The organism is Chitinophagales bacterium (assembly GCA_041392475.1).
Taxonomy (GTDB): Bacteria; Bacteroidota; Bacteroidia; order Chitinophagales; family UBA2359; genus JAUHXA01.
In genome coordinates, this window is record JAWKLZ010000001.1 from 2,924,577 (window position 1) to 2,940,837 (window position 16,261).

Sequence of the window (16,261 nt, forward strand, 5' to 3'; positions counted from 1 at the left end):
GCCCTTTTTACAAATTTATTTGGTTAATCTAATATTTAAAAAATGAAAAAATTAATATTGTTATTATTAGCAATAGCTGTGGTGAATACAGTCTATTGTCAAAATACTTTTAAAGCCACTATTTTAGATGGTGAAACGAAAGAATCATTAGTAGGTGTAAATGTATTTATTGAAAGCCTTGAAAAAGGCAGTGTAACAAATGTAGATGGTATAGTTGAAATAAAAGATTTACCTGATGGTAATTATGAAGTTCGAGTTAGTTATATCAGCTATGAAACTATAGAATTGGAGGTGTCTTTACCTCAACAAGAACCTTTGACCGTTTTAATGGAATCGGGAAGTGAAGAACTGGAAGCCATTACTGTAAGTACCACTCGAAGTAGTCGTTTAATTCAAGATTTACCGACTCGATTGGAAGCAATCAGTTCAGAAGAATTGGGCGAAAAAGCCTTTATGAATTCCACCAATATCTCTATGTTGTTGCGGGAAAGTACAGGTATTCAAATGCAACAAACATCCGCTAATTCAGCCAATCAAAGTATTCGTATTCAAGGCTTAGATGGTCGCTACACTCAATTACTCAAAGACGGATTTCCTATTTTCGGAGGCTTTGCTGGTGGATTGAGTATCATGCAAATACCTCCTTTGGATTTGAAACAAGTGGAAATTATTAAGGGGAGTGCTTCTACACTATATGGTGGCGGAGCAATTGCAGGATTGGTCAATTTGATTAGCAAACGCCCCGAAGAAGAACCACAATTGGAATTGATGTTTACTCAAACGCAGGCAGGTGGTTCTACACTGAATGGATTTTACGCTCAAGAGTATGGAAAGGCTGGTTTTTCACTTTATACAGTCGGGAATCTTCAACAGGTTTATGATGTCAATGATGATGATTTTTCGGAACTTCCCGAAGTGAAAAACATTGCTATTAACCCAACCTTCTTTTACAACTTTGATGAAAGTAGTAGTTTGAGAATTGGCATCAATAGTTCTTTTGAAAACCGATTGGGAGGCGATGTAACTGCTATCGAAAACTCACCAAATACCGAACATCCTTTTACGGAGGAAAATAAATCTACTCGATTGGCTTCTCAAATCAGTTATCAAAAATCGTTTTCAGAAGATGCCAATTTAATGATTAGAAACAGCGTCAGCTTCTTTGACAGAAGTATAGAAATTCCTGATTTTATTTTTGACGGTCAACAAATAGCGAGTTTTTCAGAGGTTTCTTATTCCACAGCAAACGAAAAAACTGATTGGGTTTTTGGTGCAAATATGTGGACAGAGGAATTTACCGAAACACCTTTTAATCAAAACCCTGTAAGAGATTACAGCAATAATACTTTTGGTGTTTTTGGTCAGAATGTTTGGTCAATTACCGAAAAAGCAGCATTAGAATCAGGATTAAGGGTTGATTACAATACCGATTATGATTGGTTTGTGCTGCCTCGCATCAATCTTTTATTGGACTTAAACGAGCATTGGACAACTCGAATAGGCGGTGGAATGGGTTATAAATTACCTACCATTTTTAGTGAGGAAGCGGAAAACCGTACTTTTCAAAGTATCCTCCCAATCGGAATAAATAATACGAAAGCAGAAACGTCATTAGGAGTGAATTGGGATGTGAATTACAAAACAATTTTATTTGATGAAATCAGCTTTTCTATCAATAATCTATTTTTCTACACCCAATTGTTTGACCCTTTGGTTCTGACCCAAGATACTGATAACCAATTTCTTTATGTAAACGCTGATGGTAAAACCGAGAGTAAAGGGTTAGAAACCAATATTAAATTGGGGTATGATGATTTTAAACTGTATTTGCAATATGCCTTTATTGATGCTCAATTAGATTATGACGGTATCACTCGGCAAAAACCAATTACACCACGACATAATGCAGGGGGAATATTGATGTATGAAAGTGGAAAATGGCGATTGGGTTATGAAGTGTACTTTACAGGTGGTCAGACACTTTTTGACGGTTCGGCAGTAGAAGATTATTGGACTATGGGACTATTAATATCTCGTCAAATCGAGAAGCTCAATATATTTGTGAATTTTGAAAACTTCACGGACACTCGATTATCTAAATTTCAAGATACTGTTCTACCACCACATACAAATCCATCTTTCCCTGAAATTTGGGCACCGACTGATGGATTTATTTTCACCGCAGGATTGAAGTGGACGATATTCGGAGAAATAGAGGAAGAATAGAAATATCACCACTATTTGTTAGAGCGTAATCCAATCTATTACGCTCTAACTTTTTTAAAAAATGACGAACCATGCAAAAAACAATATATAAAGTCACCCAAATGGATTGTCCTTCGGAAGAAAATCTAATTCGGATGAAGTTGGACGGAATTTCAGAAATAAAACATTTGGATTTTGATATTCCAAACAGGACATTGACGATTTACCATAATGGAGAAACCGACGAAATCGAGAAGTCGATTATTGCCTTAAACTTAGGAGGAAAGAAAATAAAAACCGTTGAAACAGACGAAACCGAATTTAGCGAAAATGCAAATCAAAAGAAACTACTTTGGGCAGTACTCTCTATCAATTTTGCTTTCTTTCTAATCGAAATGACAACAGGATTGATTTCAAAATCAATGGGATTGGTGGCGGATAGTTTGGATATGTTAGCAGATGCTTTTGTTTATGGTATTAGCTTATTTGCAGTTGGTGGCACTTTAAATCGCAAGAAAAAAATTGCTAAAATCGCAGGTTATTTTCAAATTACATTGGCTGTAATCGGATTTATAGAGGTGTTAAGAAGATTCTTTGGTGTAGAAAAAATGCCCGATTTTTCGACGATGATAGTTGTTTCGATTTTTGCCTTAATCGCAAATGGAATTTGTTTGTATTTGTTGCAAAAAACAAAGACCGAAGAAGCGCACATGAAGGCAAGTATGATTTTCACCTCGAACGACATCGTTATCAATTTAGGAGTAATAACCGCAGGTGTTTTGGTGAACTGTTTAGCTTCGAGTAAACCTGACTTGATAATTGGAACAATAGTTTTCATAATAGTTGTTCAAGGAGCAATAAGGATATTAAATGTAGCGAAATGAAAAACGTAAATAAAATCTTAGAACAAAAGGCTATCCGTATCACTCCGATGCGGCAGCTTATTTTAGAATATTTCTTACAAAATGATGGAACGTTTGGTTTGATAGAATTGGAAAATGCCTTTCCAAAATCTGATAGAATCACCATCTATCGAACCCTTAAAACCTTTGAAGAAAAGGGTATTCTACACAGTATCAAAGAAGAAGGAATGGAAGCGAAATATGCACTTTGTAAGGAGCATTGTTCAACAGAACATCATATTGACCAACATCCGCACTTCCAATGTCAAAAGTGCAAACAGATTACTTGTATTGATAGTCAATTAATTCCTACAATGGAATTGCCCGATGGATATGTTCAGAAAGAAGTCAACATGATGATAAAAGGCATCTGCCCGAATTGTCAGAGATAAGTTTGCAATTGCATTGCAGGGAATATCAGCTTAACTTTGTAGAAAAAAACAATGGGAACAAAAGTGTATTTATTCATCTTTTTGCTTGTTTATTTCTTCTTTGTCTTTTTCCTTCGTTCTTATCTGCTTTGGAAAAGAACAGGAGTGAATCCATTGACCTTCAATAAATCCGATGATGCACATGGATACAATGGAAAGGTATTTACCTTTATTTCCTTATTGGAATTTGTAGTGGTATTCATCTATGCTTTCAAAAGCGAATGGTATCAATACCTTTTGCCATTTTGGTATTTAGAACATAGCTATTTGCAGTATATCGGATGGGGATTGCTACCACTTTCGCTTATTTTGGTTTGGGTGGCTCAATCGCAAATGGCAAACTCTTGGCGGATTGGAATTGATGAAAAGAACAAAACGGAATTGGTTACAAACGGCTTATTCTCTATATCAAGAAACCCAATTTTTTTGGGTGTAATGATTGCAAATTTCGGGCTGTTTTTGATAATTCCAAATGCTTTTACCTTGCTTATCGTTTCTCTATCAGTTGTTAGTATCAATACGCAAGTTAGATTGGAGGAAGCATTTTTGAAAAATAGTCATGGGAAAGATTATCAAAACTATTTGAGTCGGGTTGGACGGTGGTTTTAACCTCAAAATCAATTATAATCATTTATTAAGTGAAATTTATTTATAACCATATCAAAATTTTAAAAAAATGAACACGAAAATCTACATTATTTTATTTTTATTGTCTTTAGCAATTAACCCTGTTTCTCTAAAAGCACAAGCTCTTTCAGGTTCTCCCTCTACTTTTATTGAAGTAGGAAACTACCTTACTGAGTTTGATATTATTGGATATTCTTTTATTCAAAATAATACCAACGAAGATATTGAAGTAAATTGGCAGAGGACTAAAAATGACATTCCCGAAGGTTGGAATAATCTTATTTGCGACCCTGTTAATTGTTGGGCACCGTTTGTAAGTGGAAATCCTCAGCCTTTGGTCATTCCTGCAAATGGAACTATGCTTCTCAACTCATACTTTCAACCAAATGAAATTGAAGGTTCTGGCATCGTAGAAATTTGTGTTTGGGCAATTGCAGATAGCGCAAATGTAAATGTCAAAATGACTTATATAGCAGATGCCTTCACTGTTAATATAGAAGATAATGCTTTGGAACAAATCAAGGTTTACCCCAATCCTGTTCGAGATAATCTAACGATAGATATTGGAACGGAAACCAATGTTCGCTATATAGAGATATACAATTTGGTTGGTCGCAAAATGGCTCATTACTCTATTCCACATAGAACGGATAAATATCAAATCAATGCTTCTGCTTTGCCCGAAGGTATGTATTTCGTGAAAATGTTTGGTGCTGATTATGGGCAAAATGCTACTCGTACATTCACCAAAGATTGATGATGTGGTTTTTTTGATTGTCTTTCTTAACCTTGTTTTGAAACCTATTTTTTGAAATTCAAACCCAATTCAGAAACAAAATTTCATTTAACTAAAAGCTTTAAGCAAAAAATGCAATTAAAAGCAAATCAGTCTATTATTGGTGGTATAATCGCCTTCATTATTGCCACAAGCTGCTGTTGGCTGCCTGCTCTCATTATCGGGATTGGTGGAGCAAGTAGTTTGTTGGCATTTGCCAATGGTTTGGAGCAATTTAGTGGTGTCTTTATGGCAATTGGTGTTGGCTTTCTAAGCTACGGAGGCTATCAATTTTATAAAAAAAGAAATTCAATTATGCAATCAAACGAAGTTCAATTACAATCTACTATTACTTGCCCTGAATGTGGACATCAGAAAGAAGAAACCATGCCTACGAATGCTTGTCAGTTTTTTTATGAATGTGAAAATTGCAAAAAAGTATTAAAGCCTCAACAGGGTGATTGTTGTGTTTATTGTAGTTATGGAACAGTGGCTTGTCCTCCTATTCAAATGAATAAAGACTGTTGCTAAATGAATTTTCGATTATGGATAAAAAATTGAAAGAGGCTATCAAATATTACGATAACTTTTCAAAAGTCTATGACTGGTTTTCGCCAAAATGGTATTACCATAATGCGAGAAACTATGCCATTGAGCAATTACAATTGAAGGAAGGAGATACTGTTTTGAATCTGCCTTGTGGTACAGGACAAAACTTTGAATATTTTCAAAAATTTCTCAATGGAATAGGGTTAATTATCGGTATTGACCTTTCGGAAGGAATGTTAGAAAAAGCGAAAGCAAAAAAATCCGATAATCATTGGAACAACATCAAAATATTCAAAGAAGATGCTACACAAATCAATAAGGAGTGGATAGCAACTCACTTCAATAACTCTTTAAAAATAGATGCTATTCTTTGTGATTTGGGCTTGTCGGGGTTTCCTAATTGGAAGTTGGTCATTGACAATATGCTCGACTTATTAAAACCTAATGGTAGGTTGGTTATCATGGACTGGTATATTTCAAAGCCAACATTGAGAGGAACTTTCATCAAATGGATAGGGAAAGGTGAGGTCAATCGCCCTATCTATCAATATTTAGAATCGAAAGGGGTGAACTTTGAAGTAAATACTTCATTTAATAGAGGTGGTGTATTCGTAGCAACTGGAATTAAATAAATTATAAAAAAATGAACAAGCATATTACGCATCCACATCCTCCCGAATACGACAAAAACGGCAATCTAATTTGCTGTACTTTAGAGGAAAAGATAGACAGCAAAACACCTCCGCCCATCGCTCCGAGAAAAGAGGAACACCATGAAGGAGACGGACACGACCATTCACACGACCACGACCATAATGGAGAATTGGGTTGGAAAGCATATCTCCCTTCAATTATTAGTTTGGTGCTTTTGTTGTCGGGTTTAGCAGTCGAACACTTATTGGAAGCCTCCTTTTTTCGAGGTTGGATTAAAATTGTATGGTACACGTTTGCCTATTTGCCTGTTGGTTTGCCTGTATTGAAGGAAGCATGGGTAGCCCTACGAAAAGGCGAAATTTTTACCGAGTTTTTCTTAATGGGTATCGCTACAATTGGAGCTTTTGCTATTGGAGAATATCCCGAAGGAGTGGCGGTGATGCTTTTTTATGCCATTGGCGAGTTGTTTCAAACGGCGGCTGTTAAACGTGCAAAAAACAACATCAAAGCCTTGTTGGATGTGCGCCCAAAGACTGCAAATGTTTTAAGGAATAGTTCTTACCAAACGGTTAATCCCGAAACGGTTGTAATCGGTGAAATCATACAAGTCAAAGTGGGTGAAAAAATACCTTTGGATGGCATTTTACTTTCCAAAAAAGCAGTTTTAAATACAGCAGCACTGACAGGCGAAAGTAAACCGCAAAATGTGGTAGAAGGCGAAAAGGTGATGGCAGGCTCTATTAATTTGGATGGTGTGATTGAGCTGAAAGTTGAAAAGTTATTCAATGATAGTTCCATTGCTCGTATTTTGGAACTGGTACAGAACGCTACTTCTCGCAAGTCTAAAACGGAATTGTTAATCAGGCGTTTGGCAAAAATCTATACGCCCATTGTGGTTTATTTGGCGATTGCCATTTGCATTATTCCTTACTTTTTTGTGGCAGATTATGTGTTTACGGAGTGGTTGTATCGGGCTTTGATTTTCTTGGTCATTTCCTGTCCTTGTGCTTTGGTGATTTCTATACCATTGGGTTATTTTGGAGGATTGGGAGCAGCTTCCCGAAAAGGTTTGCTATTTAAAGGAGCAACTTTTCTTGACCAATTGACGAAGGTGAATACTTTGGTGATGGACAAAACGGGAACAGTCACCAAAGGCGTTTTCAAAATCAAAGACATTGAGATAAGAGGCAATTTCAGCGAAGGTGAGTTTATGAAATTGCTGATGGCAATTGAAGCAAAATCTACTCACCCGATTGCCAAAGCCATTATGGAATATTCAACAGATACTACCCTTCCCGAAGCAACCGAAATTCAAGAAATTGCAGGGAAAGGATTGAAGGGCAAGGTCAATGGACAATCTATTTTTGTGGGAAATAAAAAGTTGATGGAGCAATTTGGGATTGGTGTTCCTTCTTCTACCGATGGTATTGTGGAAAGTATTGTAATGGTCGGTATTGAGGGGCAGTTTGCTGGATATGTGACCATTGCAGACGAATTGAAGGAAGATGCAAAAGACACCATTCAGCAATTGAAAGCGAATGGGATAGAGCGATTGGTTATGTTGTCGGGAGATAAGGATTCTATTACTCAAAAAGTAGCGAAGGAATTGGGCATCACCAATGCAAAAGGTGGATTGCTGCCCGAAGATAAACTGAATGAAGTAGAAACGATTAAAAAAGACCCAACCAAAATAGTTGCCTTTGTGGGTGATGGTATTAATGATGCGCCTGTATTGGCGGCAAGTGATATTGGCATTGCGATGGGTGCAATGGGAAGTGATGTTGCGATTGAAACCGCAGACATCATCATTCAAACCGACCAACCTTCAAAAATCGTAACAGGCATCAAAATTGGCAATGCGACTCAACGAATAATTTGGCAAAATATAGCATTGGCTTTTGGAGTGAAAATTATTGTTTTGATACTTGGAGCAGGTGGATTGGCTACGATGTGGGAAGCAGTTTTTGCAGATGTGGGCGTGGCATTATTGGCTATTTTGAATGCAGTGCGATTGCAGCGGAAGGAGTGGGATTGAAGGGAAGGGTTTTGAATGGGAAGAAAAAATGCTGTAAACATTGGTTTACAATCTGTTTACAGTGCAATTTCCAGATGTAAACAGTCCGAAATTGCACATGAAAAAGTGTGCAAAAAGTGGTCTGCTCTCCGTCTTACGGTTCGGACAAAAAAAATGCAGCGTTTACAGTCTATATTCGGACGTGTAAACGCTGCAATAACAATACTTTGTGAGTTTAGAAGTGATACGGCTAATAATAGCTATTCACTCTATCAGTTCGCTGCAATCCATCTTTATTCGCTGCATTGGCTTTTAGGTCGTCATTTTCTGCCTTTAGTTGGTTGTTGGAATGTATCAGAAAACCGATACTTCCACCTAATAAGGCAAAGCCTATGACTACTGCAATAAAAATACTCTTTTTCATGCTTCTATTAATTTTAAGCGTTTAACAATTTTGTTGATATTTGGCTGCCATAGATAGTCCGACTCCACTTCCAAAACATAGGCAGCTAAGACCAAAGGCAAGGTTTCTCTATACTCCCATTGAAGTTCTGCAATCAATTCCTCAAACTGTGAATAATGGTCGCCCATGTAAAAACTTTGTTCTTGGCGTGTGGTCAATCGCTGTACCTCTCTTTTCTGCTTACTGTGAGCCGTTTTGTAGGAGTTAAGGCTATCCTTCAATCGTTGAATTTCTGCCTTTTGTTCTTGAATTGTGACAGCCTGTTTTTCGATGGTTGAAGTCAAGTCCTCTCTCTGCTTTTGTAGGAGTTGATTTTGTGCAAAATAGCGACTACCATTGTAGAGCAGCGATTTCATACAAGCAGATATGTTTTCGTAGCCATGTTGTTCTGCAAAGGCGTGTAGATACTCCTTTGCAGTGGGTGTTATCCTACAAGCTACGGTTTCGGTATTTCCTTCTCCCAAATCTTCAAAATATGCCTCCATACTTTCAGTGAAGGTAGGTAGTTCAAGCGGTTGGGTTACGATACCTTGTGCTACTTTCTCCGTATAGTCAATGATGTGTTCTGCAAGGGGAATTTCAGTCACTTTCGAGAAGCCTTTGAGTGAGCCATTGCCGTTTACTTCAAAAACATAAGTTTTAGCGGTATCTACACACCTTGCCAAATCTATTGCAGCTACTTGTAAACCGACTGCTTGGGCAGTTTTGATAGCAATGTTTTTTTCTTCTTCGGTCAGTTCTGTGGGTTCGCCCAATTTGTTGATGGAATAGTTGGTACGTGGGTCGCCATCCTCTCCACTGAATCGGGTGTATGCTCCAATTACTTTTCCATCAATTACCCATACTCGAATATCACGTTTACGGTTCGTTTTGGAAGTGTTTACAAATTGCTGCAAAGTGAACGATATGCCACTGTTTACTTTATCTTCAACGACCATTTTAGCCGTTGTTTCGGTTTCCATTATCACCACTCCTTTACCCTGTGAGCCTGTTTCACCTTTGAGGATAATCGGATAACCTCCCAACCATTTGACCATTTCGGATAGGTCATAAGGTGCTTTGTCTATCTTGATGGTTTTAGGCATCATTATACCATACTGTGCCAATCTCGAAAAGGTATGCCATTTGTTTGTGACAAGGCTTAGTGCTTCGGGAGTAATGATGCTTTTCATTCCGAGATAGTACACCAACATAATGAGTATTTCTACTCCTTTCCTCAAATCCTTTCCGATTCGTGGAATGATTACATCAAAGTCGCCTCGATGTATTCGTTTTCCGTTGTGGTACACTCGATGATGTCCACCTTTGTTGTTGAACCAAAGGTACATATCCAAGTAACTTAAAACGGTTACGGTATGTCCTCTTTGTTTGGCTTCTTCTTCCATTTTTTTGGTAGATGTGCCTCGCTTCGTGGTTGAAGCTAAGATTAAAATGTTCATATTGTTTATTGTTTTTTTGTGAAAAAAAATACCAACAACACCAAAGTCCTATATAGGGGTTTGGTGTTGTTGGTATTTTAAAACATTGATTTTTGATTATCTTCTATTAATATTTTTAGGCTATAATATTTCTCTCTACCTTCCTTACTTTCCGATAAGAAGTAAGGTAATCCATCTTGGTAGCCTACAATTTCTTTGGTTTCTATCAAGCGTTTTATACGCTCTCGAATGGTATTGTGCGAACACTTAAAATGGTCTTTTAATAAGTTGCTCAATTCGGATAAAGGCATTTTCTTTTTTGGAGGAAGATGCTTGTAAACAAAGTCTTTGACTGCTTCAATATCTGCCTTTTGTTTTTTGGATTGTTTTACATTGTCAATCATATCTTCATTGGCTTCAATCAATCCATTAAAATCATCGCAATAAGTCAAATAGAAGGGTTCGGGGGCTTTGCCAACTCTCACTTTCAATGGTCGTACCTTGATTAAATCAGTAGGCTTATTTTGTCCATTTAGTTCATATCCAATTTGAAGCTGACAGCTTGCTTTATTCATCAATTCTGTTCCAAGATGTCCTCGTGCTTTTTCACTGTTAAAGCCTGGGTTTTCATGTATGATGCAGACAAAAGTAATGTCAAATTGATTTATCATAATATTGAGCATATCAATGAGTTCTAAACTTTCACCTACATTGTTGAAGTTGGATATACAATCTGATACCACATCAAGTATTACGAAAATGTGCATACCCTCACTTTCCTTTCTCACCTTTTCCAAGTATTGTTTCAGTATGCTTAACCGATTTGTTCTGGACACTTCAATAAGTGAGATAAAATCCAAAGTCTCTACATCATCGTTTATTTTGTACCCTGCTTTTTTCTTGATTTCTTGCAGTGCATGGGGAAATTGGTCTTTTTGATTTCGCTCTGTATCTACATAGAGTAGCTTTACTTTTTTAATAAATTTTGGAGATTTTTCTACCCCTGCTATTTCATGTATAGATTGCCCTATCAATAGGCTGCAAAAATGAGACACTAAGCGACTTTTGTGAGAGCCTGTTTTCCCTTGAACCACATTTATCGTAAATGGGTGAATAATTTCCATCCCATTCCTTAAAAAAATAGGTGGTGAAAAATCTACTCTTGTCTTCACTTTTTCTTCTATTTGATTTCTACTTTGTAAAACTTTCTGAAATACCTTTTTGAGTTTATCAGATTCTTTTGCCTTGTTCTGTTTTAATATTGTTGTTGCATTATAATTTTCTGATAACATAATTTTGTTGTTTACCAAATGAATACTAATGGTTTGAGTGTTCCAGCAAAGTCTATACTAAAACCATATCTATCTTTTCGCTCTCGTTTACTCGCTCGATATTTGGCTTCTGTAACGGATTCTATCACAAAGCGATAATCGTAGGTCTGTAAACGACACATCAATTCATTGAAGAACTCAAATCTTGTTTGAGCATGATGTAACCTATTTGCATAGTTTAGTAGATACTGTTCGTTCTTTTTACCTTCTTTGAGCATTTTCTGATAGGCATAACTCTGTTTTTGTAGAATATCTAAATCGGTTTTTAAGAGCGTTTCTACATCAGATAAGATTTCAGAAAATGGAAGGTGATACAAGTCAAGTGATTGGCGTATCATTGCTTTTTCTTTTTTCGGTTCATTAAATAATCATCTGTATCAGCTAATACTTCTTCAACTGTTTTTTGCTTCCCTGCTTCTATCCACTTTAGGAGTTCGGAACGTTTGAAGTAGAGTTTTTTACCTCTTTTGAAGAATGGAACTTCATTGTTACTTGTCATACGATAAAGCGTATGCTTAGAAATTTGGAGGAATCGAGCTGCTTCATTAGCATTAAGAATATGCTTGATAGAGATAGCAGTTTCTAAAGGCTTGTGTTGTAGTAAGGCTGTTTTAATACTTTTGAGGATAAGCTCCTCTAGTTGTTCGGGGGTAGTCATTATGAAATTTTGTACCATTATTAAACTTGTTTTTGATTGTTAATAATGGTACAAATATGGCTTAGTCTTGCTTTTTGGCAAAAATGTTAGTAAGCTAAGGAAAAATTTAGTAAGGCAAATCAAGAAATTTAGTAAGGTAGAGCAAGAAATTTAGTAGGATAGCACGATAAAATTGAAGATTTAGTTCATTCTTTTGGGTAAATAGTCTTTAATATCGAATTTCATTGAAGCAGGTTTTTTAGCTTTCATGTTACTTCTAATATTAAACTCTGTCTGTTCTTTAAAATTTTCAAAGTTATATTTTAAGAACTTGGCATAATCATGTTTACCAGTTGGGTTGATGCAATGAGCAGTAAACAATTCAAACATACAATAAAGAATTACATTTTTAGACCTACCTTTGCTTTTTAACATTAAATTGAAATACTTACCACTTGGAATATCTGGAATACAAAATCCATACTTTAATAATTCCAAAGTATCTTCTTTTGATAGAAAAATATTACCCGAATCAATGTTTTCATCATATAAAAATGAGAAAAAATTAGCTATTTCTTCATCAGATAACTCTCCCTCTATTTTTGTATAATTATCGGGAATTTCAACTTTGGAGTTTTCTTCTGAATTTGGAAAGTCCATTACAGGATATATAACTTTTTGGGGGTTGGCTATCCAATCATAAATAATTGCTACTTTTCCACTATCAAAAAGCGGTTTTTTATACTTGTGAACCAATGTTTTAAGAAAACTTATGTATTGAGGTAGATTTCCATTGAAGTTAGTAAGTAAGTGGAAAACTAAAAAATCATATAAATATTCAATATCTGTTTGTCTTACTTTAAAAGCAAATAGTATTAGAAAAAATGTATTAGGAATATTCGTTCTTTCAACAATAAAATCTTCGTCAAATAGAAAGATTTTATATCTTGGTACGTAAGATTTATTGATTAAACTGTCAATAAGTTTCTCACTCATTTCTTCTTGATTTTCTTCAGTAATAACATTAAAGAAAGGTCTTGGATTATTAGGATTTTCGCTTATATAGCTTCCTTTTGTAAATGGAGAACCTCCATCTATTGAATCTAATCTTAACTTATCAATATCATCAAGTATTTTCTCTACTTCTTCGCTGAACTCATCATATACTGATGAATACTTATCATTGGATTTTAATAAAAAAGCTATTGACCCTTCTAAATCGTCAATCATTTCTCTAAGTTGTTCATTCTTATTAAATTTCCAATCTCTTTTTTCTTCCAACCAAATTTCACCAGTATTAATAACAAAAGTTTCCCAAATATCAGATTCCCAAATATCTTTGATATTAATATTATTATCCATGTTGTAATCTTATTTTATAACCAATATAATGTCAAATATTGGTAAATATCCAAAAATTAACAAACAAATACAACTAAAGTAATTCGTCAGTAGCATCAATCACCGCAGTATCAAATTGAGCAAGGTAGGTTTCTGTTGTTTTCTTATCGGCATGAGCCAATCCTTGACTAATTTGTGCAATTGAAATACCTTTTCTCAATAATGTAGTTGCATAGGTATGTCTTGCTACATTCGATGTTAGGTTTGCCTGTATCTCTAATATTTCAGCGACCTTTTTCAACTTTTTGTTATAGTTCTTCAAACACTTTTTTCTTCTATCTCTTTTTTGAGTATCTGTTTTGTGGAAATCAGATAGTATAGGAAAAACATACTGGCTTTCATTTTCTTCTCTCTCTACTCTGAAATAGGACAAAATTTCTTCAATGGGTTCGCTCACTGGAATACTCAATAATTTACCCACCTTATTCCTTCTGTATTGAAATCGGTTGTCATAGAATTGCGTCCATTTTAAATCTGCCATATCAGAAAAGTTTATTCCTCTTGCATAATAGGAAAAGAGAAAGTAGCGAACAGTATTTGCTAAATCGGGGTATGCCTCCATATCGAAGTTTTTGATTTTGGTCATATCTTTAATTGAAAGAGCAGTAGAAGGTTTCTTTTTATTGAGGTGAGCTAAGGAATAACCTTTCTTATTATACATCGAGGAAAAAGGATAGTGGTCTGGTCGGGCTATCTCTCTTTTGATAGCCAAGTTGATTAATGCTCGGAAAGTTCTCATGTGATTAGATACACCTCCGTCCGTACATCCATTTACACGAAGGTCTATTTCCCATTTGTGTAGAAAGTCATAGCTGATGTCTGAAAACTGCAAATTATCGTTATTTGCAAATTTTGATAGAGCAGAGTAAGTATTTTTGTAAACCTCTCTATTCCCATAATTTCCCGATTTTTCAAATTCTTGTATTCGGGTTTTGAAGAAGTCAAAAAGTCCAATATTGCTTTTATTGAGAAATTGATTGAAAAATTTTTCAAACGTAAATGATTCGCTTTTTGTACTCAAATCTTCAATAACTTCTTCTGCTTGACGAAGTTTTATCTTTAGCACCTCGTTTTTTGCCTTGTAGTTGGGATATTTACTCTTGAATCTGTTTTTATTCTTATCCCATTCATTTTTCATACAATTGTAGCCTAAAGATTTGTATTTTAGCTTTCTTTGAAATGAAATTCTTAAAAGAACTGGATTTGTTCCATCTTTGTTTGTCTTTGAAGTATAATGGACAATTTTTACGTGGGCATTGCTCATATTGTATCAATGATATTTTAGTAAAATAATGATTAAACTGGTTTAAACATAGTTTAAACAAATTTAGCAAAAAGATACAATAATATACAAATAAATCTAAGGACAAAATTCAAAATAATACTGATAAACAATAACTTGCAAACAAAAATAAGATACTCAAAAGTAAATGCTTGCGCCTTACAAGCAGAGGGTCGTTGGTTCGAATCCAACATTTCCCACCACTAATAATCAAGCAGTTACAATCAAAATTTGTAGCTGCTTTTTTTATTTTAAAAAATCGAAAAAATGACTTTCTACACCTATATCCTCCAATCTCAAACCACATCACAACTTTATATAGGTCAGACCAATAATTTAGAAGACAGACTCAAAAGGCACAATGGCAATCGAAACAAAGCCACTAAAGGAAAAGGACCTTGTAATGTAATCTTCTCCAAAGAATTTGAAACTCGCTCAGAGGCTATGCGGTTAGAAAGAAAATTGAAGTCTTACAAAAATAAAGATTATATCCTTCAATGGATTGATAAACAAAACAATTTACAAGATTGGTTCATCTGGTTCTGAACATCCCTATTTACTATCGGCAGGGTCGTTCCGATTCAAATCGGAACATTTCCCACCACTAATAATCAAGCAGTTACGAATAAAAATCGTAGCTGCTTTTTTTATTGGTTTAAACTTAGTTAAAACAAATGCCCTATTTCACCTACATTCTCCTCTAAATCTGTCACTTTTCACACATACCACCGTCTAAAAGACAAGCCCTATTTCAGCAATATTGTAGCCGAGATTTACCCACTATTCACCAAACCATCAAAAAACCATGAACAGAGGAATCAATCTGTTCGTTTTGTTAATGAGTTGTGTCATTTTAAGCGTTTCCGCATTGATTGGCTTCAAAGCCTACAATGATCTAAAAATCACGGATAAAGACACACTTTCTATTGACACAATCGAACCAAACACCAACAAAGTCGTTGTGCACCAACCCGTTGAATCTCCACCCGAAACTCATTTGAATACAGACACTCAAAATCTTCCTTCCGATTCTTCAAAAACATTGAAGTCCAAACCCAAACCTTCTATTGACCCACAAGCGAGAATAGACCAACAAAAACTGTATTTGGTCATTGCAGGTGGCTTTCAGGATGAAATCAATGCACAAAGCCACCGACTGCAATTGAAGCAATTGGGTTATGATGCCGAAATTGTACGCTTTAAAAATTCTCGCCTTCATATCGTATGTGCAGGAAAATTTCAAGAACCTGCTCAGGCCAATGATTTGGTGATGTCACTGCTACAAACCCATCACATTGAAGCCTATGTGCAAGTGCCTATTTAAAAGCGTGTTGGGGGTATTGATGTTTTGAAGTGTTGAAATTTTGGAGTTTTGGAGTGTTTAAATAAAAAGGGCGTTAGCCCTGACCCTACTTGTAGAAAAAAAAGATAGCATTGAAGCGATTAGGAGCGTAGCTTCGGCACAACTAAATGACTGATTATCTATGGTGTCGAGTCTACGCCCCTTGCAGAAAATCTATAATATTGAAGTGCCTTTTTCATTTTTATTCTCTCCGAGTTCTCAAAGCAAGC

At 35.6% G+C, this 16,261-nt stretch carries 17 protein-coding genes; 10 read left to right on the forward strand and 7 right to left on the reverse strand.

What is annotated here, in order from left to right:
- Positions 1-42: 42 nt before the first annotated feature.
- The 8 genes from R3E32_10875 (at position 43) to R3E32_10910 (ending at position 8,178) form a co-directional block, all read left to right on the forward strand.
- Positions 43-2,226 (forward strand): TonB-dependent receptor, encoded by a 2,184-nt coding sequence (locus R3E32_10875; protein MEZ4885219.1) that lies wholly within the window; start codon positions 43-45, stop codon positions 2,224-2,226.
- A gap of 71 nt (positions 2,227-2,297) precedes the next feature.
- Positions 2,298-3,089, forward strand: a complete 792-nt coding sequence (locus R3E32_10880) for a cation transporter (GenBank protein MEZ4885220.1) — start codon at positions 2,298-2,300, stop codon at positions 3,087-3,089.
- Entirely contained in the window at positions 3,086-3,499 is a 414-nt protein-coding gene (locus tag R3E32_10885; protein MEZ4885221.1) for a transcriptional repressor, read from the forward strand. The genes R3E32_10880 and R3E32_10885 overlap by 4 nt, the downstream gene beginning before the upstream one ends.
- A gap of 51 nt (positions 3,500-3,550) precedes the next feature.
- Positions 3,551-4,147: an isoprenylcysteine carboxylmethyltransferase family protein gene (locus R3E32_10890; GenBank protein ID MEZ4885222.1), complete on the forward strand. Its 597-nt coding sequence runs from the start codon at positions 3,551-3,553 to the stop codon at positions 4,145-4,147.
- Positions 4,148-4,214: 67 nt separating this feature from the next.
- Positions 4,215-4,922, forward strand: a complete 708-nt coding sequence (locus tag R3E32_10895) for a T9SS type A sorting domain-containing protein (GenBank protein ID MEZ4885223.1) — start codon at positions 4,215-4,217, stop codon at positions 4,920-4,922.
- 333 nt (positions 4,923-5,255) lie between these two features.
- Positions 5,256-5,471, forward strand: a complete 216-nt coding sequence (locus tag R3E32_10900; GenBank protein MEZ4885224.1) for a GDCCVxC domain-containing (seleno)protein — start codon at positions 5,256-5,258, stop codon at positions 5,469-5,471.
- 14 nt (positions 5,472-5,485) lie between these two features.
- Positions 5,486-6,121, forward strand: coding sequence for a methyltransferase domain-containing protein (locus R3E32_10905; protein ID MEZ4885225.1), 636 nt, complete (start codon positions 5,486-5,488; stop codon positions 6,119-6,121).
- An 11-nt stretch (positions 6,122-6,132) separates the two neighbouring features.
- Positions 6,133-8,178 carry a heavy metal translocating P-type ATPase gene (locus tag R3E32_10910; protein ID MEZ4885226.1) on the forward strand — a complete coding sequence of 682 codons (2,046 nt, stop codon included), beginning with the start codon at positions 6,133-6,135 and terminating at the stop codon, positions 8,176-8,178.
- Positions 8,179-8,407: 229 nt separating this feature from the next.
- Here the strand turns inward: R3E32_10910 and R3E32_10915 are convergent, their stop codons facing one another.
- The 7 genes from R3E32_10915 to R3E32_10945 form a co-directional block, all read right to left on the reverse strand.
- Entirely contained in the window at positions 8,408-8,581 is a 174-nt protein-coding gene (locus tag R3E32_10915; protein MEZ4885227.1) for a hypothetical protein, read from the reverse strand.
- Positions 8,578-10,059 carry a RimK family alpha-L-glutamate ligase gene (locus R3E32_10920; protein ID MEZ4885228.1) on the reverse strand — a complete coding sequence of 494 codons (1,482 nt, stop codon included), beginning with the start codon at positions 10,057-10,059 and terminating at the stop codon, positions 8,578-8,580. Before R3E32_10920 ends, R3E32_10915 begins: the two co-directional genes overlap by 4 nt.
- 77 nt (positions 10,060-10,136) lie before the next feature.
- On the reverse strand, positions 10,137-11,210 hold the full coding sequence (locus tag R3E32_10925) for a hypothetical protein (GenBank protein ID MEZ4885229.1): 1,074 nt from the start codon (positions 11,208-11,210) through the stop codon (positions 10,137-10,139).
- A 131-nt stretch (positions 11,211-11,341) separates the two neighbouring features.
- Positions 11,342-11,707: a hypothetical protein gene (locus tag R3E32_10930; protein ID MEZ4885230.1), complete on the reverse strand. Its 366-nt coding sequence runs from the start codon at positions 11,705-11,707 to the stop codon at positions 11,342-11,344.
- The gene (locus R3E32_10935) at positions 11,704-12,045 is read right to left on the reverse strand and encodes a helix-turn-helix domain-containing protein (GenBank protein ID MEZ4885231.1); all 342 of its coding nucleotides are present in this window, start codon (positions 12,043-12,045) and stop codon (positions 11,704-11,706) included. The genes R3E32_10930 and R3E32_10935 overlap by 4 nt, the downstream gene beginning before the upstream one ends.
- A gap of 162 nt (positions 12,046-12,207) precedes the next feature.
- Complete coding sequence (locus R3E32_10940) at positions 12,208-13,368, reverse strand: hypothetical protein (protein ID MEZ4885232.1); 1,161 nt, start codon at positions 13,366-13,368, stop codon at positions 12,208-12,210.
- Positions 13,369-13,441: 73 nt separating this feature from the next.
- Positions 13,442-14,671 carry a site-specific integrase gene (locus tag R3E32_10945; protein ID MEZ4885233.1) on the reverse strand — a complete coding sequence of 410 codons (1,230 nt, stop codon included), beginning with the start codon at positions 14,669-14,671 and terminating at the stop codon, positions 13,442-13,444.
- A gap of 285 nt (positions 14,672-14,956) precedes the next feature.
- Between R3E32_10945 and R3E32_10950 the strand changes: the two genes are divergently transcribed.
- Together R3E32_10950 and R3E32_10955 are read left to right on the forward strand one after the other, a co-directional pair.
- Positions 14,957-15,235 (forward strand): GIY-YIG nuclease family protein, encoded by a 279-nt coding sequence (locus R3E32_10950; GenBank protein MEZ4885234.1) that lies wholly within the window; start codon positions 14,957-14,959, stop codon positions 15,233-15,235.
- A 259-nt stretch (positions 15,236-15,494) separates the two neighbouring features.
- Complete coding sequence (locus R3E32_10955; protein ID MEZ4885235.1) at positions 15,495-16,013, forward strand: SPOR domain-containing protein; 519 nt, start codon at positions 15,495-15,497, stop codon at positions 16,011-16,013.
- Positions 16,014-16,261 lie beyond the last annotated feature (248 nt).